The sequence below is a fragment of the Paenibacillus sp. sgz302191 genome, assembly GCF_057749925.1.
The window spans coordinates 43,792-63,174 of record NZ_JBYLHY010000017.1; the positions used below are offsets into that span (position 1 = coordinate 43,792).

Annotated in this window: 17 protein-coding genes and 1 pseudogene; 7 read left to right on the top strand and 11 right to left on the bottom strand. The window is 53.8% G+C overall.

All coding sequences use genetic code 11. The annotated features are described in order from the left end of the window. The first annotated feature begins 140 nt into the window (after nucleotides 1-140). Together AC3G2T_RS22975 and AC3G2T_RS22980 are read left to right on the top strand one after the other, a co-directional pair. Nucleotides 141-1,703: a PAS domain S-box protein gene (locus AC3G2T_RS22975; protein ID WP_474683509.1), complete on the top strand. Its 1,563-nt coding sequence runs from the start codon at nucleotides 141-143 to the stop codon at nucleotides 1,701-1,703. Between the two features lie 276 nt (nucleotides 1,704-1,979). Then, a complete protein-coding gene (locus AC3G2T_RS22980) occupies nucleotides 1,980-2,531 on the top strand; it encodes a hypothetical protein (protein ID WP_488437044.1) in 552 nt (183 codons plus the stop codon). Here the strand turns inward: AC3G2T_RS22980 and AC3G2T_RS22985 are convergent. The 5 genes and pseudogenes from AC3G2T_RS22985 to AC3G2T_RS23005 all read right to left on the bottom strand — a co-directional run bounded on the left by AC3G2T_RS22985 (nucleotide 2,504) and on the right by AC3G2T_RS23005 (nucleotide 7,083). Then, a complete protein-coding gene (locus AC3G2T_RS22985; RefSeq protein WP_488437045.1) occupies nucleotides 2,504-4,399 on the bottom strand; it encodes a PrkA family serine protein kinase in 1,896 nt (631 codons plus the stop codon). The genes AC3G2T_RS22980 and AC3G2T_RS22985 overlap by 28 nt on opposite strands. Before the next feature lie 157 nt (nucleotides 4,400-4,556). Continuing rightward, nucleotides 4,557-4,742 carry a hypothetical protein gene (locus AC3G2T_RS22990; protein WP_474683671.1) on the bottom strand — a complete coding sequence of 62 codons (186 nt, stop codon included), beginning with the start codon at nucleotides 4,740-4,742 and terminating at the stop codon, nucleotides 4,557-4,559. Between the two features lie 67 nt (nucleotides 4,743-4,809). Continuing rightward, a pseudogene (locus tag AC3G2T_RS22995) lies at nucleotides 4,810-5,055 on the bottom strand (IclR family transcriptional regulator domain-containing protein); the annotation flags it as partial. A 110-nt stretch (nucleotides 5,056-5,165) separates the two neighbouring features. Continuing rightward, nucleotides 5,166-5,366 (bottom strand): hypothetical protein, encoded by a 201-nt coding sequence (locus AC3G2T_RS23000; protein WP_488437046.1) that lies wholly within the window; start codon nucleotides 5,364-5,366, stop codon nucleotides 5,166-5,168. Between the two features lie 397 nt (nucleotides 5,367-5,763). Continuing rightward, nucleotides 5,764-7,083 (bottom strand): sn-glycerol-1-phosphate dehydrogenase, encoded by a 1,320-nt coding sequence (locus AC3G2T_RS23005; protein ID WP_488437047.1) that lies wholly within the window; start codon nucleotides 7,081-7,083, stop codon nucleotides 5,764-5,766. A gap of 169 nt (nucleotides 7,084-7,252) precedes the next feature. Here AC3G2T_RS23005 and AC3G2T_RS23010 point away from each other — a divergent pair, with 169 nt between their 5' ends. After that, nucleotides 7,253-7,972 (top strand): DUF2161 domain-containing phosphodiesterase, encoded by a 720-nt coding sequence (locus tag AC3G2T_RS23010; protein WP_488437048.1) that lies wholly within the window; start codon nucleotides 7,253-7,255, stop codon nucleotides 7,970-7,972. 164 nt (nucleotides 7,973-8,136) lie between these two features. Here AC3G2T_RS23010 and AC3G2T_RS23015 read toward each other — a convergent pair whose 3' ends face one another. The 5 genes from AC3G2T_RS23015 to AC3G2T_RS23035 form a co-directional block, all read right to left on the bottom strand. After that, the gene (locus tag AC3G2T_RS23015) at nucleotides 8,137-9,087 is read right to left on the bottom strand and encodes an NAD(P)/FAD-dependent oxidoreductase (protein ID WP_488437049.1); all 951 of its coding nucleotides are present in this window, start codon (nucleotides 9,085-9,087) and stop codon (nucleotides 8,137-8,139) included. A 112-nt stretch (nucleotides 9,088-9,199) separates the two neighbouring features. Next, entirely contained in the window at nucleotides 9,200-10,429 is a 1,230-nt protein-coding gene (locus AC3G2T_RS23020; protein WP_488437050.1) for an MFS transporter, read from the bottom strand. Nucleotides 10,430-10,537: 108 nt separating this feature from the next. Further along, on the bottom strand, nucleotides 10,538-11,860 hold the full coding sequence (locus AC3G2T_RS23025) for an ABC transporter substrate-binding protein (RefSeq protein ID WP_474683502.1): 1,323 nt from the start codon (nucleotides 11,858-11,860) through the stop codon (nucleotides 10,538-10,540). Between the two features lie 144 nt (nucleotides 11,861-12,004). Next, on the bottom strand, nucleotides 12,005-12,841 hold the full coding sequence (locus tag AC3G2T_RS23030; protein WP_488437051.1) for a carbohydrate ABC transporter permease: 837 nt from the start codon (nucleotides 12,839-12,841) through the stop codon (nucleotides 12,005-12,007). After that, on the bottom strand, nucleotides 12,842-13,708 hold the full coding sequence (locus AC3G2T_RS23035) for a carbohydrate ABC transporter permease (RefSeq protein ID WP_474683665.1): 867 nt from the start codon (nucleotides 13,706-13,708) through the stop codon (nucleotides 12,842-12,844). Nucleotides 13,709-13,884: 176 nt separating this feature from the next. Between AC3G2T_RS23035 and AC3G2T_RS23040 the strand changes: the two genes are divergently transcribed. The 4 genes from AC3G2T_RS23040 to AC3G2T_RS23055 are packed head-to-tail and all read left to right on the top strand — an operon-like array spanning nucleotide 13,885 to nucleotide 18,836. Continuing rightward, complete coding sequence (locus tag AC3G2T_RS23040) at nucleotides 13,885-15,672, top strand: cache domain-containing sensor histidine kinase (RefSeq protein WP_488437052.1); 1,788 nt, start codon at nucleotides 13,885-13,887, stop codon at nucleotides 15,670-15,672. Continuing rightward, nucleotides 15,669-17,291, top strand: a complete 1,623-nt coding sequence (locus tag AC3G2T_RS23045) for a response regulator (RefSeq protein ID WP_474683499.1) — start codon at nucleotides 15,669-15,671, stop codon at nucleotides 17,289-17,291. Before AC3G2T_RS23040 ends, AC3G2T_RS23045 begins: the two co-directional genes overlap by 4 nt. A gap of 46 nt (nucleotides 17,292-17,337) precedes the next feature. Continuing rightward, the gene (locus tag AC3G2T_RS23050; RefSeq protein WP_474683498.1) at nucleotides 17,338-17,769 is read left to right on the top strand and encodes a hypothetical protein; all 432 of its coding nucleotides are present in this window, start codon (nucleotides 17,338-17,340) and stop codon (nucleotides 17,767-17,769) included. Next, on the top strand, nucleotides 17,769-18,836 hold the full coding sequence (locus AC3G2T_RS23055) for a phosphodiester glycosidase family protein (protein WP_474683497.1): 1,068 nt from the start codon (nucleotides 17,769-17,771) through the stop codon (nucleotides 18,834-18,836). The genes AC3G2T_RS23050 and AC3G2T_RS23055 overlap by 1 nt, the downstream gene beginning before the upstream one ends. Nucleotides 18,837-19,116: 280 nt before the next feature. Here AC3G2T_RS23055 and AC3G2T_RS23060 read toward each other — a convergent pair whose 3' ends face one another. Further along, nucleotides 19,117-19,371, bottom strand: a complete 255-nt coding sequence (locus tag AC3G2T_RS23060; protein ID WP_474683664.1) for an AbrB/MazE/SpoVT family DNA-binding domain-containing protein — start codon at nucleotides 19,369-19,371, stop codon at nucleotides 19,117-19,119. Nucleotides 19,372-19,383 lie beyond the last annotated feature (12 nt).

Here is a 19,383-nt window from a genome sequence, read left to right on the forward strand (position 1 = left end):
GTATATAATTGTATTAAATCGTTTTCATACTTTGCTTTGCAATCCTGTTTTTGCTCCGATTTTATACGAAATAAAGAAATATTTCACAGAAAACTGTATAATGAGATTCATACAGCATGAATGGACCAGGAGTTGAAAGTATGCCCAAGATACCCGTTACTCGCGATGGTAAACGCGGTTCGAAAACGCTGCTCATCTCATCAGAAGACGTAGTCAAGATTGAATGTATCCGCAACAAGGAGTACATCATCCATACGCTGGAGGACGCTTATTATTACTGCTCCTCTCCCGATGCTTTTGAAGAATGGCTGTATGAAGACGGATTCCGGCTGATCGATCAGACGAATTTGGTCAATATGAACTATATTACCGACTACGATCCTGGCAAGGGCATCGTCTATTTGGGCACTCCAGGCAAGCAGTTCTCCAAAACGGCCTCCGCGGCGCGCATTCATCGCGAACATATCACCAATGTGATGGAAATGCTTCGCATTGCCAGCCACGAGCAGGATAAGGGCTTCCCTGCAGACAGCGATTCCGACGAAAAGCTCCGTAAAATGATTTCGCAGAACGGCGACGATCAGTTTTACAGATCCTATGCGATGATTCAGGCGATCTACGAACGGGCGCGGGCCGAAAAGCTGTTGGAGCAAAGCGAGCAGCGGTACAAGTCATTGTATGAAAACAATCCCGATGCGATATGTTCGTTCGATTCGGACGGCATTTTTATAAGTGTCAATCCGGCTACGGAGAAAATAACCGGCTACCCTGCGAACGAACTGCTGCAAAAATCGATGAAGCACATGATCGTTCCGCAGGACGTGGAGCATTGGGAGCAGCATTTTCAAAAAGCTTTGGAGGGCGAAACGCAAACTTACCGGATTTCGTTCATTCACAAGCTCGGGCAGCCGGTATCCTTAAGCGTGATCAACGTGCCCATTATTGTCAACGAGCAAATCGCCGGCGTATATGCGATCTGCAAAGATATATCGGAGGAGCAAAGGTCGGAAGAAATGCTGATCAAGTCTGAAAAGCTTTCCATCGTCGGACAACTCGCCGCCGGTGTCGCCCATGAGATCCGCAATCCGCTTACTTCGCTCAAAGGATTTGTCCAGCTTTTGCAAAACAAAACTACCGATTACCGGCATTATTACGACATTATGCTCTCCGAGCTGGACCGGATTAACTTTATTGTAAGCGAATTCCTCGTCATCGCTAAACCGCAAGCCGTTTCTTTCCAGCCCAAAGATATCAAGGAGATTTTAACGAACACGATTGCCCTGCTCAGCTCTCAGGCGATCATGAACAATGTGGAAATCGCCAGCAATTTGGCAGACGGCCTGCCGCCGATTCACTGCGATGAGAACCAGATCAAGCAGGTGTGCATCAACATCCTGAACAATTCGATTGACGCCATGCCGGATGGCGGGGAAATATTCGTCGAGGCCCGGCTCCACGGTGAAAACGAAATCGCCCTGGTCTTTACCGACTACGGCGTCGGCATTCCGGAGGACAGGCTTCCGCGGCTGGGCGAGCCTTTCTATACGACGAAGGAAAAAGGCACCGGACTCGGTCTCATGGTAAGCTACCGGATCATCGAAAACCACCACGGCCGCATGCACATCCGAAGCAAAATGAACCAGGGCACGGTTGTCGAAATCACGTTGCCCACTTATAAAAATATCAAGGGGGTCTCCCCTTGATACGGAATAAAGCCTCCATATCCGTAAGGGATGGAGGCTTTTGGGCGCTGAGCGGCCGGAGGGCCGGCGCGCCCGTTTTCATCGTTCCGCCGGCCCCGGGCGGAGCGTTCCCTCCACGGTACGATCGTTCCGTGGAGGGTTTGACGTCCATCGGGCCGGAGGGGCCGATGCAGCAGCTTTCGCGAAACCGGCGAAAGAGGACTCAGAGAGGGCGCAGCCACTCTTCCCCGCCGTCACGCTCGGGTTGGCACGCCGAAGTGGGAGGCGCGAAGCTGCTTGGCAGGGAGAAAACCTGCGAAAGTGCAGGTTTTTTCCCTAAAAATGGTTCATTTCAGTGAAAAGCCTGCAATTGTACAGGAATTTCCGATCAACGTGGGCGGAGACCCGCATTTTAGCGAAAAAAACTGCAGATTTGCAGGAATAATCCTCATCCGGCATATCGCGGCGCAAAAAGATGCACTTTTGCAGGCTTTTTGCGTGCGGCGGCCGACGATGGTGCTTTTGCAGGCGTTCTGCGTGGTGGCCGCCGACGGCGGTGCTTCTGCCGCTTTCCGCGCGCTGCCTCCGCCGATGGTGCTTTTGCAGGCGTTCTGCGTGGTGGCCACCGACGGCGGTGCTTCTGCCGCTTTCCGCGCGCGGCCTCCGCCGATGGTGCTTTTGCAGGCGTTCTGCGCGCGGCGGTTTTTACATCACACCGGGAGCACCGGGTGCGAGTTCTCTTCGCGGCACGCCGGTTTTCATCGCGCCGCTCCCCTGAATCCGCAAATTCGGGAGGCGGTCTTCGTTTCGACCAAGCGGGATTACCGGTTTAACAGGCTGCCTACGTAGCGGAGCAGTTCGTTCGCGCAAACCGGGCAGTATCCGTGCTCGTCGATCAATTGTTTCGTTACGTCGTTGATTTTCTTAAGCTGCTTCTCATCCGGCGTTTTGGTCGATGTCGTGATTTTCACAATATCTTTCAGGTCGGCAAACAGCTTTTTCTCAATCGCCTCGCGGAGCCGTTCATGGCTGCTGTAATCGAATTTTTTGCCTTTGCGGGAGTACGACGAAATGCGAATGAGAATTTCTTCGCGGAACGCTTTCTTTGCATTTTCGGAAATGCCGATCTGCTCCTCGATCGAGCGCATCAGCCGCTCATCCGGATCCATTTCCTCGCCGGTAAGCGGATCTTTAATTTTGCCCCAGTTGCAGTAGGCTTCGATGTTGTCGAGGTAATTGTCAAACAGCGTTTTGGCCGACTCCTCAAAAGAGTAGACGAACGCTTTTTGCACCTCTTTCTTGGCGATATCGTCGTATTCCTTGCGCGCTATGGAAATAAAGTTGAGGTAGCGCTCCCGCTCGTCTTTTGTGATGGACGGATGCTGATCCAGCCCGTCTTTCAAGGCGCGAAGCACATCCAACGCGTTAATGCACTGAAGATCCTGGCGGATCAAGGCGCTTGAGATGCGGTTAATGACATACCGCGGATCGATTCCGCTCATGCCTTCCTCGATAAACTCGTTTTGCATCTCTTTCAAATCCGCTTCCTTGTAGCCCTCGACGGCTTCGCCGTCATACATGCGCATTTTTTTGACAAGATCCATGCCTTGTTTTTTCGTTTCCTTCAGTCGCGTGAGAATCGAGAAAATAGCCGCGACTCTCAAGGCGTGCGGAGCAATATGAATGTGCGACATGTCGCTCTGCCCGATGAGTTTGTAGTAAATTTTTTCCTCGTCGGCAACTCTGAGGTTGTAAGGAATCGGCATCACGATCATCCGCGATTGCAGTGCTTCATTTTTTTTGTTGGCGATAAACGATTTGTACTCCGTCTCGTTCGTATGCGCGATGATCAGCTCGTCGGCGGAAATAAGCGCAAACCTGCCTGCCTTAAAGTTGCCCTCCTGGGTCAAAGACAGCAAGTTCCAAAGAAACTTCTCGTCGCATTTGAGCATTTCCTGAAATTCCATGATGCCGCGGTTCGCCTTGTTCAATTCCCCGTCAAAACGGTAAGCCCGCGGGTCGGATTCGGAGCCGTACTCCGTGATGGTCGAAAAATCTATACTTCCCGTCAAATCCGCGATATCCTGCGATTTGGGGTCCGACGGGCTGAACGTCCCGATGCCGACCCGCCCTTCCTCGGAAATAAGCACGCGCTCGACGAGCACGTCCTCGATGCATCCTTTGTACTCCGTTTTCAGACGCATTTGGCAGGACGGGCACAAAGTTCCCTCAATGCGCACGCCGAGCTCGCGCTCCACTTCGGAGCGAAGCTCATGCGGAATCAAATGAAGCGGATCTTCATGCATCGGACAGCCTTTAATGGCGTAGACGGCACCGCGGTCCGTTTTGGAGAATTGTTCAAGCCCCCGCTTGAGCATGGTCACAATGGTCGATTTTCCTCCACTGACAGGCCCCATCAGCAGCAGTATCCGCTTGCGGACATCCAGACGGCGGGCGGCGGAGTGAAAATATTCTTCCACCAGCTTCTCGATAGCGCGGTCAAGGCCGAACATTTCCTGATTAAAAAATTTGTAAGATTTATTGCCGGTTTCATCGTTAATGCCTTGCGACGCGATCATTTCGTAAACACGGGAGTGTGCGGTTTTCGAGAGGCCAGGGTTACTGCGAACCAGCTCTATGTACTCCGCGAACGTACCGGTCCAGGCCAGCATTTCCTTCTCCGTACGATGCTCCGTGATTCTTTTAAATATGTCCATGGGTACCTCCTTTCACAGCCCCCTTTGTGATGCCAGGTCGGCTCGTGATGGTGAATTGTGTATTACAATCCTATGCACTCATGGAGGATAAGTTTCCCGAAATTTTTGCCGCAGACGTGAAAGACCGGCTTTCTTGCCGATGCAAAAGGCCAAAAAATCAGCCCTGTTCGGAAGCGGAGCTGAGCCCCATAGCTTTCGTAATTTCAAGCGCGCAGAAGGTCAGTTCTTTCCTTAAAAGCTCGATCGCCAGTTGCCTCCCCGATACGATCAGGCTGGGCACGGCCACAGCGGCCGCCAGCCCGACCTTCGGATTGCCCGCCAGCACGGCGATATCGCGATCCACATATGGATTTCATATCCAGCTCCGAGACGATGCACTGCCGCTCTTCGGCATCCGCCGCTTGATACCCCTCGTGTTCCGCCAAATAACGCTCTCTTTCTTCCTGCTGAAGGTGAGCGAGCAGGAGCCGCCCCGATACCGTATGCAGCGCGTCGAATTTGGAGCCCACTTCGATGGAAATGCGGATCTTTCCGGGGCTCTCCGCCTGGTGCAGCACGACTAACTCACCATCGTGCAGAACGCTTAAATGGCAGGACTCCCACACCTTCCGCGCCAGATTGCGCATAGGAATGGAGGCGAATGCCCCTCCTCTCATGTAAGGGGAAATTCATTGGACTTTTTCGCACCGCGCGTAACTCCCAGTGCGTGGTGTTGCGCTGCTTGGCGGCGGTCGGTCGATCACATTTGCGGCTTTTTCCACCAAAACTACCGTTCTAGTCCATCTAAACTGGAGATTCCTGCATAATCGCAGACTTTTCCCCGAAACGGCCCGTTTGCATCGACAAAGCTGTACTTTTCAAGCTGCACCAGAAAACGAACATTGGAGAGACGGAACTCTAAAAACGCGTAAAAAACCTGCGAAAAACAGATTGTTAGGTTAGAGGGGGCATAGCCGCTCTTCTCCAATCCCACGCCACTCCATGCTCGGATTGCAGAGCTGAAGTGGGGGGATCAAGCGGCTTGATACTGAAAAAACTGCGAAAGTGCAGGTTTTTTCTGCAAAAATGGTTCATTTGGTCAAAAAGCCTGCGATTGTGCAGGAATTTTCGATGAAAATGAATCTGAGCCCATGTTCGAGGCGAAAAAGCTGCACAATTGCAGGAATTTGTCGTGGATAACGTATCCGTCGAGCAAAAACTGTACTTTTGCAGGTTTTTTACGCGCAACCAGGTAGATGGGTTACCGGCTCCGGCGTGTTGGTTTCAGGGTAGCCGCTGCGCTGAGCGAGCGGCGCTCCCAAAGGACGCCAACAAAAAGGCGGCAGAAAGCAACGAAGATCGCTTTCTGCCGCCTTGCTCGGCGCTTACAGCAGCCGCTGCAAGCGCAAGATCGTGAACCGGTTGCGCACGAACAGCGCATCCCGCAGTGACGCCTCAACCAGCTCCGGCTCCACGCCGAGCTGCCCGGGCGTCAAAGGTCCCTGCACCGCCGCGAGCCACGCGCTAAGCTGCTCGGGTGCAGGGACCGTACGGGCGATGTCCTGCACATCGCCCCATTTTTCCGCGATGCGCGCCTTCAGCGCGCGCGCATCGACGGCCGCAGCATCCGCCGGGAAGTTCTCGGCGATGACCTGCCCGGCCATGTCCCCGTAGGCTTGCCGGATGCGCTCCGCATCCGCCGCGCCGCCCAGGACAGCGCTTTGCGCGAGGCGCGCGGCGGCCTCGCCGGCCGTGACCGCGAGCAGCGCCTGGTAGCGCTGCGCCATCATCACGGTCGCGACGCCGACCTTCGCGCCGTGCAGCAGCGCCCGGCGACGCTGCTGCAGAAGCACCATCTCCCAGTAATGGGAGAGATGGTGCTCCGCCCCCGAGGCCGGCCGCGAATGGCCGATCAGGAGCATCGAAAGGCCGGATAAAATCAGGCCTTCCATCAGCTTTTGCATACCGAGGTCGCTGCGCGCGGCGATCTCGTCCAAATGGGCCGTGCACAGTTCCACGGCCTGCACGGTCAGCCGCGCGCACAGCTCGCAGTAGTGCTCGTCCAGCAGCAGGCGGCCCAGCGCCCAGTCGGCAAGCGATGTGAACTTGCCGAGCATGTCGCCGAAGCCGGCCGCGACCATCGCCTGCGGCGCCTCCGCCAGCAAGGCGAGGTCGGCGAAGATCGCCTCCGGGGCGGAGCAGGCGATCGTCTGCTTGAAGCCGCGGACGATCAGCGGCGCGCCCACGGACGCGAAGCCGTCGACGGACGGGGCCGTCGGCACGGACAAGAACGGCCGCTTCGTCCGGTGGGCGGCGAAGCGCACGATGTCGTGGACGGTGCCCGCGCCCACGGCCACAAGCGCCTGCGACGCCAGCGGCGTATCGAGCAGTACCTGCACGATCGCCTCCTCGTCGGCGGCAACCTCGCCCAGCGCGTTCTCGCGAATCACGCTGACCGAAACGTTGAGCTGCGCCGCTTCCAGCAGCCCGCGCAGCTTTTCTCCCGCCGCTTGCTGCGTCTTGCCGTCCGCAACAAGCGTCACATGGCTGTAGCCGGCTTCTTTCACATAGCCGGCCACCGCCTCCAATGCGCCGCGCTCGATGACGATGCGGCGGATCGGCACCTCATGCCGTTTGCCGCATTCGCAATCAAAGCTTTGGTCCAGCCATGCGTCCAATACGGAATCCCCTTGAGTCGATTTCATTGTCCTCATCCTCCCACGAATTCGTGCAATTGCCCCATAAAGCCCCCGGTCGTCCCGGGCATCCCCTCTGAACATGTACGTACAAGTAGATCTGTCCCTATTCTATCAAATCCTGTGCTATAATGGTACAACTACTTCAGCATTCCAGCGCAGGAGGACGTTTGCCGTTATGCCGATTCAAAGCGAAACGGAGCTGTACGCTCCGATCAAACAATACTTCGAAAAGCTGGGATATACGGTCCGCGGCGAGGTGAAGCATTGCGACCTGGTCGCCATGCGGGGCGAGGAGCCTCCCGTCATCGTCGAGCTTAAAAAGAGCTTCAACATTCCACTGCTCGTGCAAGGAATCGACCGCTTGAAAATGACCGATCAGGTGTACGTCGCCTTCGAGCTGCCGAACAAAGGGCGCGCTCCGCACCGCCTGCATTGGGACGACGTGCGGCGCTTATGCCGGAGGCTCGGTCTCGGGATCATAACCGTGCAATTTTACAAACGCAAACAACCCGCAGTCGACATCGTCTGCGAGCCCGTTCCTTACACGCCGCGCCACAATAAGCGCGCAGCCGCCCGGGTCGTTCACGAATTTCGCGAACGGAGCGGAGATTACAACGTAGGCGGCAGCACCCAGCGGAAACTGATGACCGCCTACCGCGAAAAATCGTTGCACTGCGCCTATCTGATCCGCCTGCAGGGGCCGTTAAGCCCGCGCCGGCTTCGCGAGCTGACCGGCAATAAGGCGGCCGGCGATCTGCTGCAAAAAAACTTTTACCGCTGGTTCGTCCGCCAAAGCCGGGGCATCTACGGCATTACCCCGCTCGGCGAGCAGGCGCTGGATACATATTCGGAAGTAGCGTCCGCCTTCAGCGATCCCGCTTCCGAGGCTCCCTAGGAGTCTCGCCATCTACGCTCTTCTCCCGAGCTTATCAGCTCCGACGGCGCTTTCCGACCAAGCTCCGCTTCCTGCCGTCTGACCGGAAGTAGCGTCCGCCTTCGACGAGCAGGTTTCCGAGACTCCTTAGGAGTCTCGCCTTCAACGCTCCTCTCCCGAGCTTATCAACTCCGAACCGGCTCTTTTCGCCCAAGCTCCGCTTCCTTCCGCTTGATCAGCGCCTTGTGCATCCAAATCGCGGCCTGGGAGCCTTCGCCCATGGCGATCGTAACTTGCTCCGCATGCACGCCGACATCTCCGGCCGCCCAAAGGTTCGGTACGCTGGTCATTTTGCTGCGCGGATCGGTCATGATGTGGCGGTTCTCCAGCCGTTCCGCGCCCAGTTGGCGGGCCAGATCGGATTTCACTTCATTGCCGCCGAAGGCGATGAAACCCCGTTCCGCCTCGATCAGTCTCCCGTCCGCGAGCCGGACACCGTGAAATTCGCCGTCCCCGCTCGACGACACTTCCTTGATATCCTCCGCGATGCAGGCAATGCCGAGCTGCTCAAGCCGCTTCATAAGCTCTTCCTTGACCGCTTTTTTCCCGTGATTGATATAGACGATCTCCCTTGTCCGGCTGCTTAACGTTATCGCCATACCGGCTCCCGCGTCGCCTGAGCCCAAGACGATCGTCCGCCTGCCGCTGATTTCGTAGCCGTCGCAATCCGGACATACGTAGACGGTAAGGCCAAGACAGCTTGTCAAGCCGGGCAGATCGGGAAAGCTGTCCAGCAATCCTGTCGCGAGCAGCAGCGTGACGGCCTCATAGCTTTTGCCCGTTTGGTCCCACAGCTCGAATCCCGCACCGTCTTCGACCTTTCGGACCGCCCGGACCGCTTCGCCCCGGACGAAAACGACGCCGAGCCGCTCCGCCTGCAGCCTGCCGAGCCGTCTCAGCTCGCTGCCGGATATGCCGTCCGGCCAGCCGAGCACGTTGTGATAGCTGCGGCATAACGTAGAACGGCCATAGCCGGCGTCGATCACGAGCACCCGATGCTCGTATCTTCCCAGCTGTATGGCCGCTTGCAGACCGGCGATGCCGCCGCCGACGATTATGCTGTCATAGTGATCCATTAGCCTATGCGCCCTCTTTTCCCGCATTCTTCTGCAATCTGGTTGTATTTACACTTTCTGTATGTAGGATGCCCGCACTCGGACGATTCAATGCCGTACCTGGACGATGCCGCTAATGATCTTTAATTAATTTCACGATGCCGAACTGGGTAAGCGATGCGGCGGTCAAAATCCAGGGAATCGACCCTCCGTCCAGCCCGCCCCCGAAAGCGATCAGGCACAAAATTGAAATGACCCGGCCGATGTTCAAAAAGAGCTCTCTGGTGACAACGCTCTCTACGCGCAGCTCGCCTTTGAGCGGCAGCTTGGCGATCAGCCCGTAGTAATAGCCTGTCATCGTGTTTCCCTGCAAAGGTGAAAATATGGAATATAAAATCATAAAGCAGATGACCGAAGCCAGATTCATGCTGCCGATCAAAAGCAGCGAGCCGATGACATAACCTGCCGTCGATATGGTCAAATACAGGCGCGCTTTGCACGCCTGCGCATATTTGGAAATGAAAATGCCCGTCACGATGCTCAAGCTGGAAAACAGCACCCCCAGGTATCCGACCAAATCTTCCCGCGGCAGCACTTTAAACAGCAGTATGTTCGGAAGAAACAGCATCGTCCCCTGCAGCAGGCCCATGCCGAAAAATCCGAACAAAGAATGCCGCCACCTGCGGTCTTTTTTCATCAGCAGCCCGGCGAATTTCAAATAATAAGCTTTGTGATGACCGCCCGTCGCCTTGATTTTCAAGCTGATCAGCGTAGCAATCAGGAACATGACGAACGCGATGGAAAAAACGATCGTATAGCCGCGCAGCCCTTCCTCCTGACGGATGATGAAGCCTGCCAGCGCAGGGCCGGCGAGCGTCGCCGCCGTAAAAAATATCATATTGAACGCCAAATACCGGATCCGGTTCTGTTCCGTCGATACGTCATACATCAGCGTCAAGTAACCGACCCAATAAAAAGCCGACGCCAAACCGTTGAAAACGGCAAAAAGCATGTAGTATTCGACCAGCTTCCCCTGCGCAAGGATGACGCACAAATAAAACACGGCGATCAGCGTGATTCCCAGTCTGTACGATACCATTCTGTCTTTTTTCTTGATCATCCAGCCGCCAAGCGCGAAGCCGATCGGAGTCAGCAAATAAACGATGATGTTGTACGTGCCGTTGACAGCCAAACTTTGCGTGAGCCGCCACAAATACAAGTTCAGGAATACTCCCGACATCGAAGCGCCGAATTGAAAGGTCGAATGAATGGTGAGCGAAATGATGGCTTCCCGCGATAGACGTTTTTCCAGTGGAAGCGGATTCTTTTTGGCCAGAAGTCTTGTCTGAATTTGACCTAACATATGCGGCAACCCTCCAATCTTTCTCATTGTATCAGGGTACCTGGGCCCTGTTAAACGGCAAAAAGCCCCAGCAAAGACGCTGAGGCTTCATTAAAGCTCGTTATCGACTTACTTCTTGAGGCTATCCCACGTTTTCTGGAATTCATCCAGCATTTGATCCTTCGTATACTTTTTCGCGACATAGCCTTGCATCGCATCGCCGAATTTTTTGCTCGACGCTTCGCCACCTGGGAATTTGAACCAGTTCCAGCTGAGCGTTTTGTTCGCTTTGCTGTAAGTGATAATATCGGCGGCCAACGGCCCCAGCACTTTCTCGTCGGCATTGATCGATTTGAAGGCAGGGATAAACTTGAATTCATCGGTAATATATTTTTTGCCTGTATCCGAGGTCACGAGCCAGTTCAGGAATTTTTTCGCCTCTTCTTTTACAGGCGAGTTTTTGTTGATAACCCAGTTGTTCGGCACGCCGACAAACAGTTTATCGCTGGCTGTCGCGTCATCGCTGATCGGCATCGGCAAGAATCCGATTTTAATGTCCGGATTCGTTTTGGAAATTTGCACTTGCGTCCAGTTGCCCTGCTGCGTCATAGCCGCTTTGCCGGTTGCGAAGTCGGTCACCTGCGTGTTGTAATCCGTTTGCAGCGGATTTTTGTTGCCGTATTTCAACTGAAGGTCGAACAGCTTCGTCCAATTATTGAACACTTCGTTGCCCGGAATTTTCGCCGTTCCTTTGTTCAATCCGTCGATGAACGCATTCGGGTCCGGCTGATAAGCGAACGGAAGGTTCACGAAATGGTTGCCCAGCACCCACCACTCCGCATAGCCGTTTTCGAAAGGTGTGATGCCTTTAGCCTGAAGCTTTTTCGCGGCGTCTTCCAATTGCGTTAACGTTTTAGGCAGCTCGGTGATGCCCGCTTGGGAGAACAGGTCTTTGTTGTAAATGAATCCGTAGCCTTCCAGATTGAGCGGCTGGCCGTACAGCTTGCCGTTTTTGGTCATCGGCTCTTTGGCTACGTCGACCAGATCTTTAACCCACGGCTGATCGGAGAGATCTTCCAGGTTGTCGATATATTTGTCCAGGTCGGAGAAGCCGCCGTTGTTGAAAATGTCCGGTTTGTCGCCGGAGTTGAATTTCGCCAGCAATGCCGCGCCGTAGTCGGCACCGCCGCCTACCGTATCCACCTGGATTTTCACATTCGGATTTTGCTTCTGATATTCTTGTACGAGCTTCGCCAGTTGGTCTGCGATCTCTACTTTAAATTGGAACATTTTAATGGTGACTTCTTTGCCGCCGGCCGCCGGCGCTGTTGTTGCCGCCGTTCCTGCCGTCGAAGACGGAGCCGGCGCTGTCTCATCTTTTTTTCCGCATCCGGCCGCTGCCACAGATAGAGTGAGCACCGCCGCCATGCTGAGCATCGTCAATTTTTTCATTTGAGTGAGCCTCCCTTTTTATGGTTCGTTTCGCCTTACACGGTTTATTGTAAGCTGCTGCGTAACTCCGCAACACGGACAATATTGAACATTAAGGTGGAAGATATTAAACAAAACAGCTATTTATTAGATAAAATGCTTGTTCTATCCTTTGACCGATCCTGCCGTAATGCCCTCGACAATATGCCGCTGCAGCGACAGGAAGAAGATGACGATAGGAAGCACGCTGAGCGTCAGACCTGCAAGGGCCAAATCCCACTGCTTCGTATACTGGCCGAAGAAAGAGAACGTAGCGAGCGGAATCGTACGCAGTTCCGGACTGCTCAGGACGAGCGACGGCAGCAAATAATCGTTCCATATCCACAAGCTGTTCAGAATAATAATGGTGATCGACATCGGCTTCAGAAGAGGAAACACGATTCTCCAAAACACGCCGTAAGCCGAGCTTCCGTCGACCGTCGCCGATTCTTCGATCTCCAGCGGGATCGATTTGATGAAGCCGTGGTACAGGAACACGTTCAGGGAAACGCCGAATCCGAAGTAACACGCGACGAGCCCCAATTTGCTGTCCATCAGTCCTACCTGGCTTGCCACGCGCACCAGCGGAATCATAATGGATTGGAACGGAATGACCATGGCCGCCACGAAAGCCAGAAACACCAGATTGTTGAACTTGCTCGGCCTTCTTACCATCCGGTAAGCGGCCAACGAGCTGATCACGACGAGACCGATATTGCTTAGAGCAGTAATGAACAACGAGTTGAAGAACGCTTTCGGGAACTTCATGATCGACCATACTTTAACGAAATTGTCGAAGTTCAGGCTCTTCGGAAGCTTGGCCGTATTCGCCGCCAGCTCGGGGAATGTTTTCATCGAATTGACGATGACGAAGTAAAAAGGCACCAGAAACAGCAGCGCGACCAGAATGCCGAGCACTTCAAGCGACAGCAGGCGCGCGGAATATTTTTTGGCTGCATCCATTTACACTTCGACCTCCTTCCGTTTGGTATACATCACCTGGATAGTCGATATGATCGCAACCACGATGAAAAATATGAACGCTTTGGCCGTGCCCAGACCGTACCGGTTGTTGCGGAACGCTTCCTGATAAATGTTGATCGAGACCGATTCCGTCGAATTGAATGGACCGCCCTTCGTCAGCGAGAAGTTCAGGTCGAAAATTTTGAAGGACCACGAAATCGTCAGGAACAGGCAGACGGTTACAGCCGGCATAATGAGCGGAACGATGATGCTGCGCAGCACCTGCATGCGCGACGCGCCGTCGATGTAAGCCGCTTCCAGCATATCTTTGGGCACGTTCGACAGAGCTGCGATGTAGATGATCATCAAATATCCGGCCCCCTGCCATACGCTGACGATGACGATTCCCCAGAAAGCCGTCGGCGCGTCGCCGAGCCATGGCAGTTCAAAAAATCCGATGTGCGTCAGGTCGCCGAGCGTAGCGAAGCCTTTGACAAAAATGAACTGCCAGATAAATCCGAGCAGCAGCCCGCCGATGACGTTGGGCATAAAAAATACCGTGCGGAGCACATTTCTCGTTTTGAGCGCCTGAGTGAGCAGCAGCGCCAGCAGAAACCCGACCGCATTGGTCAAAATGACGTTGGTTACGGTCAATCTGGTCGTGAACCAAAACGCATTGCGGTAATCGTCGTCATGCAGCAAAATTTGCTTGAAGTTGTCCAAGCCGTTGAATTTGACGTCCGTAGTAACGCCGTTCCATTCCGTGAACGAATAATAAATGCTCATGAGAAAAGGGATAACGACAATGACGAGGAAAAAGAGCAGTGCCGGGCCGACGAATACCCATTGCTGGAGAAGCCCTGCCATTCCTTTGTTGTTTTTCACGGGATTTGCCCCCTTGCGATGAAATAACTATATACCAAGTATAGATTCGTTGCGGGGAGCCCAACACCGACTATGGTGACGCTTTAGGTGGAATTTGTTGACCTCACCTGCTACAATTGTAGGGGAAAAACACCTACAGCGAACCGAGTTGATGCCTTTTGATCAAAAACAGCATCCGCAACAAGCTGATTCTTTTTTTGCTGGCGGCTCTGCTTATCCCCTTTGCCACGTCTTTGATCGTTTCCTATTGGTTTACGAATCAGAAGGTGACCGAGGATACCATCAAGAACAATTCCGCCCTGCTCGCGCAAGGCAAGGCCAATTTGCTGAATTACCTGAACAGCGTTATGCAAACGTCGCTGACGATCTATACGAATGAGAAATGGTACAATATTTTGCTCTACAATCAAGAAATCGACTACCAGAGCGACAAGGAAGTCACGCTCAGCCTGCTTGACATGTACCATTCCATCAAAGAAATCAAACAAATCTATATGTATGCCGGTTCCAGCAACCGGTCCTACCTGATCGTCAATGAGATCCGCCGCAGCGCAGAGGGCAAATATCCGGAGTTGAAGCCATTTCCGGAGCACAAAGTCATCTACTTCGAGACCACTCATATGAGCGGCAATTATGACATTCCGCTTACCAGTTATACTGCTCCCGAACCTGTCCTGTCTATGCATCGCAAAATTATTTACTCGCCCGCAAACGATACGCTCGGCGAACTGGTCATCGATCTCAATCTGGATCTGATCGCTTCCATCTGCCGCAATTTATATGAAGAGGGCAAAGAGGAACTGTACATTTTGGATAACGAGGGCAAGATCGTATTCGGTCCGGACCCGGCCAAATGGGGGCGGCCTTTGCAGGAAGCCTGGGTGAGCGAAGCCGTACATAGCGAGCAGGAGCAGGGAACGATCGAGTGGAAAAAAGGCAGTCTCGCAGGCATCAATCTGTATGAAAAGATGAAAACCGATTCCGTGGACTGGATCATCGTGAAACGCCTGCCTTACGGTAAGCTGTACGAGAACGCCCGCCAGTTGACGCTGATCAATTTGTTCATCCTTACGCTCTCGCTTATTATAGCTATTATCGGCACGATCTATATCTCGATCCGCTTCACAGCTCCTATCAAAAAGCTGATCCGCTACATCACGCGCATTCAAACGGGCCAAATGCACGCGGATATCGAGCTTGAACGAACCGATGAGCTGGGCATTCTGGCCAACCGCTTCCATGCGCTGATTCAGGATTTGAATCAGATGGTGCTGAGGGAATACAGGCTGGAGCTTGCCAACAAATCCAATCAGTTGATGGCGCTGCAGGCGCAGATTAACCCGCATTTTTTGAACAATGCCCTGCAATCGATCGGCACTTTGGCCCTGCAGCATGAGGCGCCCAGAATTTACGCGCTCATCTCGTCTCTGGCGAAAATGATGCATTACAGCATGAACACAAGCGAATCCGTCGTGCCGCTGCGCAAGGAGCTGGATCATGTCAAATCGTACCTGGAGCTGCAAAAACAGCGCTTCGAGCAGCAATTCGACATTTCTTTCAGCATCGAAGAGAGCACCTATGCGATACCGGTGCCCAAAATGATTTTGCAACCGCTGGTGGAAAACTATTTCAAGCACGGCTTCAAGCCGAGCCTTGGACCGGGGCTGCTGCGCATTCAAACGACGAAAATTGTTGAAGAACATCGCAATGTGCTGCAAATTCAGGTCGAAGACAACGGACAAGGCATGACGGAAGGACGTTTGCAGGAAGTCAGGCAAACGCTCCGCAAAGTGTCCGCCGACGATGACGGTATCGGCCTGAGCAACGTGCTGCTGCGCATACGGCTTTATTTTTCCGACGAGGCCGACCTGCAAATCAGCGCCAACGAGCCGCAGGGATTGCGAATCGTCATTACCATACCATTACAAAAGGATGCAACGGAATGAAAGCACTCATCGTCGACGACGAAAAACATGTCCGGGATGCGATTCGCCTGCTCGTAGATTGGCGGCAGCACGGGATCGACACGGTTCTCGAAGCTGCGGATGGCGATGCGGCCATGAGCTGCATCCGGTCGGAGAAGCCGGAAATCATTATGACGGACATGCTGATGCCGAATAAAAACGGCGCGCAGCTGCTCGAATGGCTGTACGCTCACGCCCCGGAGAGCAAAACGATCGTGATCAGCGGCCATGACGATTTCGCTTTGCTGAGACATACGGTGAAATACGGCGGAACCGACTATATCCTCAAGCCGATCGACGCCGAGCAGCTTAACGAGGCGCTGGAGAAGGCCATCCATGCCTGGCGCAAGGAAGAAGAGCTTCGCCAGACGGAGCTGAACCGCAACATCGAAATGAATCAGCTGAAGCCGGTCTATTGGGACAAGCTGCTTTCAGGCCTGCTTGCCGAGCCTTCTTCCTACGACAGCTGCGCGGAACAGCTGGAAAAAGAGCTTGGACTTGCGCCAGGCACGGCAAGCTGCAGAGCGGCCGTCCTGAGCCTGGATACGATGGAGCGCACGCTCAAGGACAAATTCGCCCAGAACCTGGATTTATTGTTTTTTTCTCTCATTAATATTTGCAATGAATTTTTGCGCGTCAGGCAGCGCGGCTTTGCCTTCCGTTACTGGAACAACGGCAACGAAATCGTGCTGTTGCTATGGAAAGAGCTTGGCGAGGCGGAGACGCTGCTCGCGCAAATTAACGACGGGATGCGCTCGGCGCTGCGCAGCCGCGTTGATTTGGGCCTGGGCAGCGTCATGCCGTTCCCGGCCGGTCTCTCCGCTTCGTATCAGGAAGCGCGGGATGCTCTCAGACAGCGCAATCTGCTGTCCAAGGAGACCTGGATACATAGCGCCGGCAAGCCGCTTAAGCCGGCCGGCCGCATGCCGCAGTTCAGCGATTTCGAGGAGCGCATCCATCTTGCCGTCCAAAGCGGCAGCGCCGAACAAATTCAAACGGCCGTAAAGCTGTGGATGGATGCCATCAAGCAGCTGGATACCGTGACGCCCGATCACCTCGACCGCTGGTGGCGGGAATACTGCGTGCTGAAGCGCCGCTGGGTGCAGGAAATGAACCCCGGCCTCAGCGAGGACGAATACAAGGAAATCGTCGCGGACGATCCTGCCGGCATCATTGTTCCGCTGGATGAGCGCGGCATTTTGTCCTTGTCCGTGTGGCAGCAGGAGCTCACGCGCAATATGGTGCAGCTTTCCAAGGTGATGATGGTGCACCGGCAGCAGGATAAAAACGTCATTTTCGAAATTTCCAAATATTTGGAAAATCATTATCATGAGGATATCACTTTGCAGGATATTGCGGGCCGCTTCTTTCTCAGCCGGGAGTACATTTCCCGCAAATTCAAGCAGGAGTTTTCCGTCAATCTGTCCGACTACCTGGGGCAAATCCGCATGGACAAAGCGAAGCTGCTGCTGCTGAATCCGCACCTGCGCATCTCGCAAATCGCCGAAATGGTCGGATACCAGGACGAGAAATATTTCAGCAAAGTGTTCAAAAAACAAGAGGGAGTCTCCCCGAACGAATACCGCAAAAAACAGGTCTAAGACTTAAACGGCGTTATGCTATACTACTATGACAGAGGTGATTTTCATGAACATGCCTATCGAGACGACTGCCGCTAACGCAATTTCGAGACCATCGAAGGCATCCAAGGCAAAGAGAAAAACGTACATCTACCTGTTTCTGGGCTGGGCTCTCCTGATCGCGATCGGAGTGACGGCAACCGTGCTGTACACCGAGCATTTGAGACAGCAAATCGCAGTGGACATTGCCGGCCAGACCCAACAGCAATTGCAGGCGATTCAAGCGGATTACCAAAAGCAGGTCAGCGATTTGAAGCAAAGCGTGACCACGGACATGTCCGCCCTGCAGAAGAAAGTGGACTCGCTCAACGAACTGCTCGCTTTTACGAAAGATAGCGCAAACAGCAAAACAGACAACAGCAACCAGCTGTACACCCAGCTAGCCGATGTGAAGAAAAAGCTGGACGAGCTGGAGAAAAGTCTGGATGTGTTGAAATAATGAATTCGATTCAACAAATCAACCGTCTTTTTTTGCTCGCTTTGGCCCCCTTTCTCGGCATGCTGGTTTGGCTGCTCTTCGTGAACACGCATGTGCAGATGCCGGGACTTGCCGCCCCTACCGCGTCCGGCTTTTCGATCCGCAGCGAAGCGCAGGTCATGAACGGCAAGCTGGATCAGGCGAACGGCGATGCCGCGGCAACCAAATCGACGATCGAGAAATATTTTGAACTGTACGAAAAGAGCAACGCAGAAGTGGCCGGCATGCTCACAAGCGCCATCGCCCAAGCCGCGAAGCCCGGCCTGATCTACGACAACCGGATTACCGCGAAGCTGGGCAGCCCGATCCGGCAAGCGTCCTCCGGCAATATCGACTTGAAGCTGTTCGCGCTGAGCGACAGCAATTATTCCGGGTATGCCCTGAAAGTGAACCTCAAGAGCGATAAAGCGGTCAAACTCGTGCTGGGCAACGACAAGATGGGCAGCAGCGAAACGACGCTGGATGCCGCCAAACGGTACGGCGCGATTGCTGGCGTGAACGCCGGCGGTTTTGCCGACGACAGCAAAGGCAGACGCTTTCCGCTGGATACGACGATCATCGGCGGCAAATATGTAAACGGATTTTTTCCGAGCAACAACGATTCGATCTTTATCGGACTGAACAAAGACCGCAAGCTGATCGGCGGCAAATTCAGCAGCCAGTCGGAGCTGGACAAGCTGAACCCGCTGATGGGCTCAACCTTCGTGCCGACGCTGCTGAAGAACGGCGGCAAGACGTCGATTCCCGCCATATGGCAGAGCTCGCCGGCCAGAGCCGCGCGGACCGTCGTCGGTAGCTACAAGCACGACCAGCTCTTGTTCGTCGTCACCGATGGGCAGGATGAAAGCGGCAATTCCGGAGCGACGCTGGCGGAGCTGCAGGACAAGCTGCAGCAGCTCGGCATCGTCGACGCCTACAATCTGGATGGGGGCGGGTCCTCCACCCTCATCTTCAACGGCAGCGTCATTAACCGCCCGTCGGACGGAAAGCTGAGGCCGCTCGCCACGCACTTCCTGTTTTTCAAATGAGAAAATTTCACATTAATTTGTTTCTTTTTTTTCGCAGGTTGGGTATAATAGATTTTAATTGTGGCTGTAAGCGTTCAATTTTATAGGAGGTGCACAATATGTTTGGATTATCATCTACCTTTTGGCTGGTCATTACGACGTTCGTGCTGTTTATTGTCGCCATGATGACGGCTGCTTATAACGAGGATAAAACCAGAGGCCTGTAAGCCATTCGCCTCTTAAACGCAAAAAAAGCATCCGTTCTCCGTTGAGAGCGATGCTTTTTCTTTGCGTCGACAGCTTATACTTGGGTTTTCAGCATGTTCATTTCGCCCAGACATACGCTGCAAATATGGCGCTCTCTGAACTCGCTGACAGCCTCCATATTTCCGCAGAACACGCATTTGGGGCGGTATCTTTCCAAAATGATATGGTCGCCCTGAACCAAAATTTCTACAGGATCCCCTTCATTCATTTGATACCGTTTTCTAAGCGACTTCGGCAGTACAATCCGCCCTAATTGATCGACTTTTCGCACGACCCCTGCTGGTTTCATCATAGGACCTCA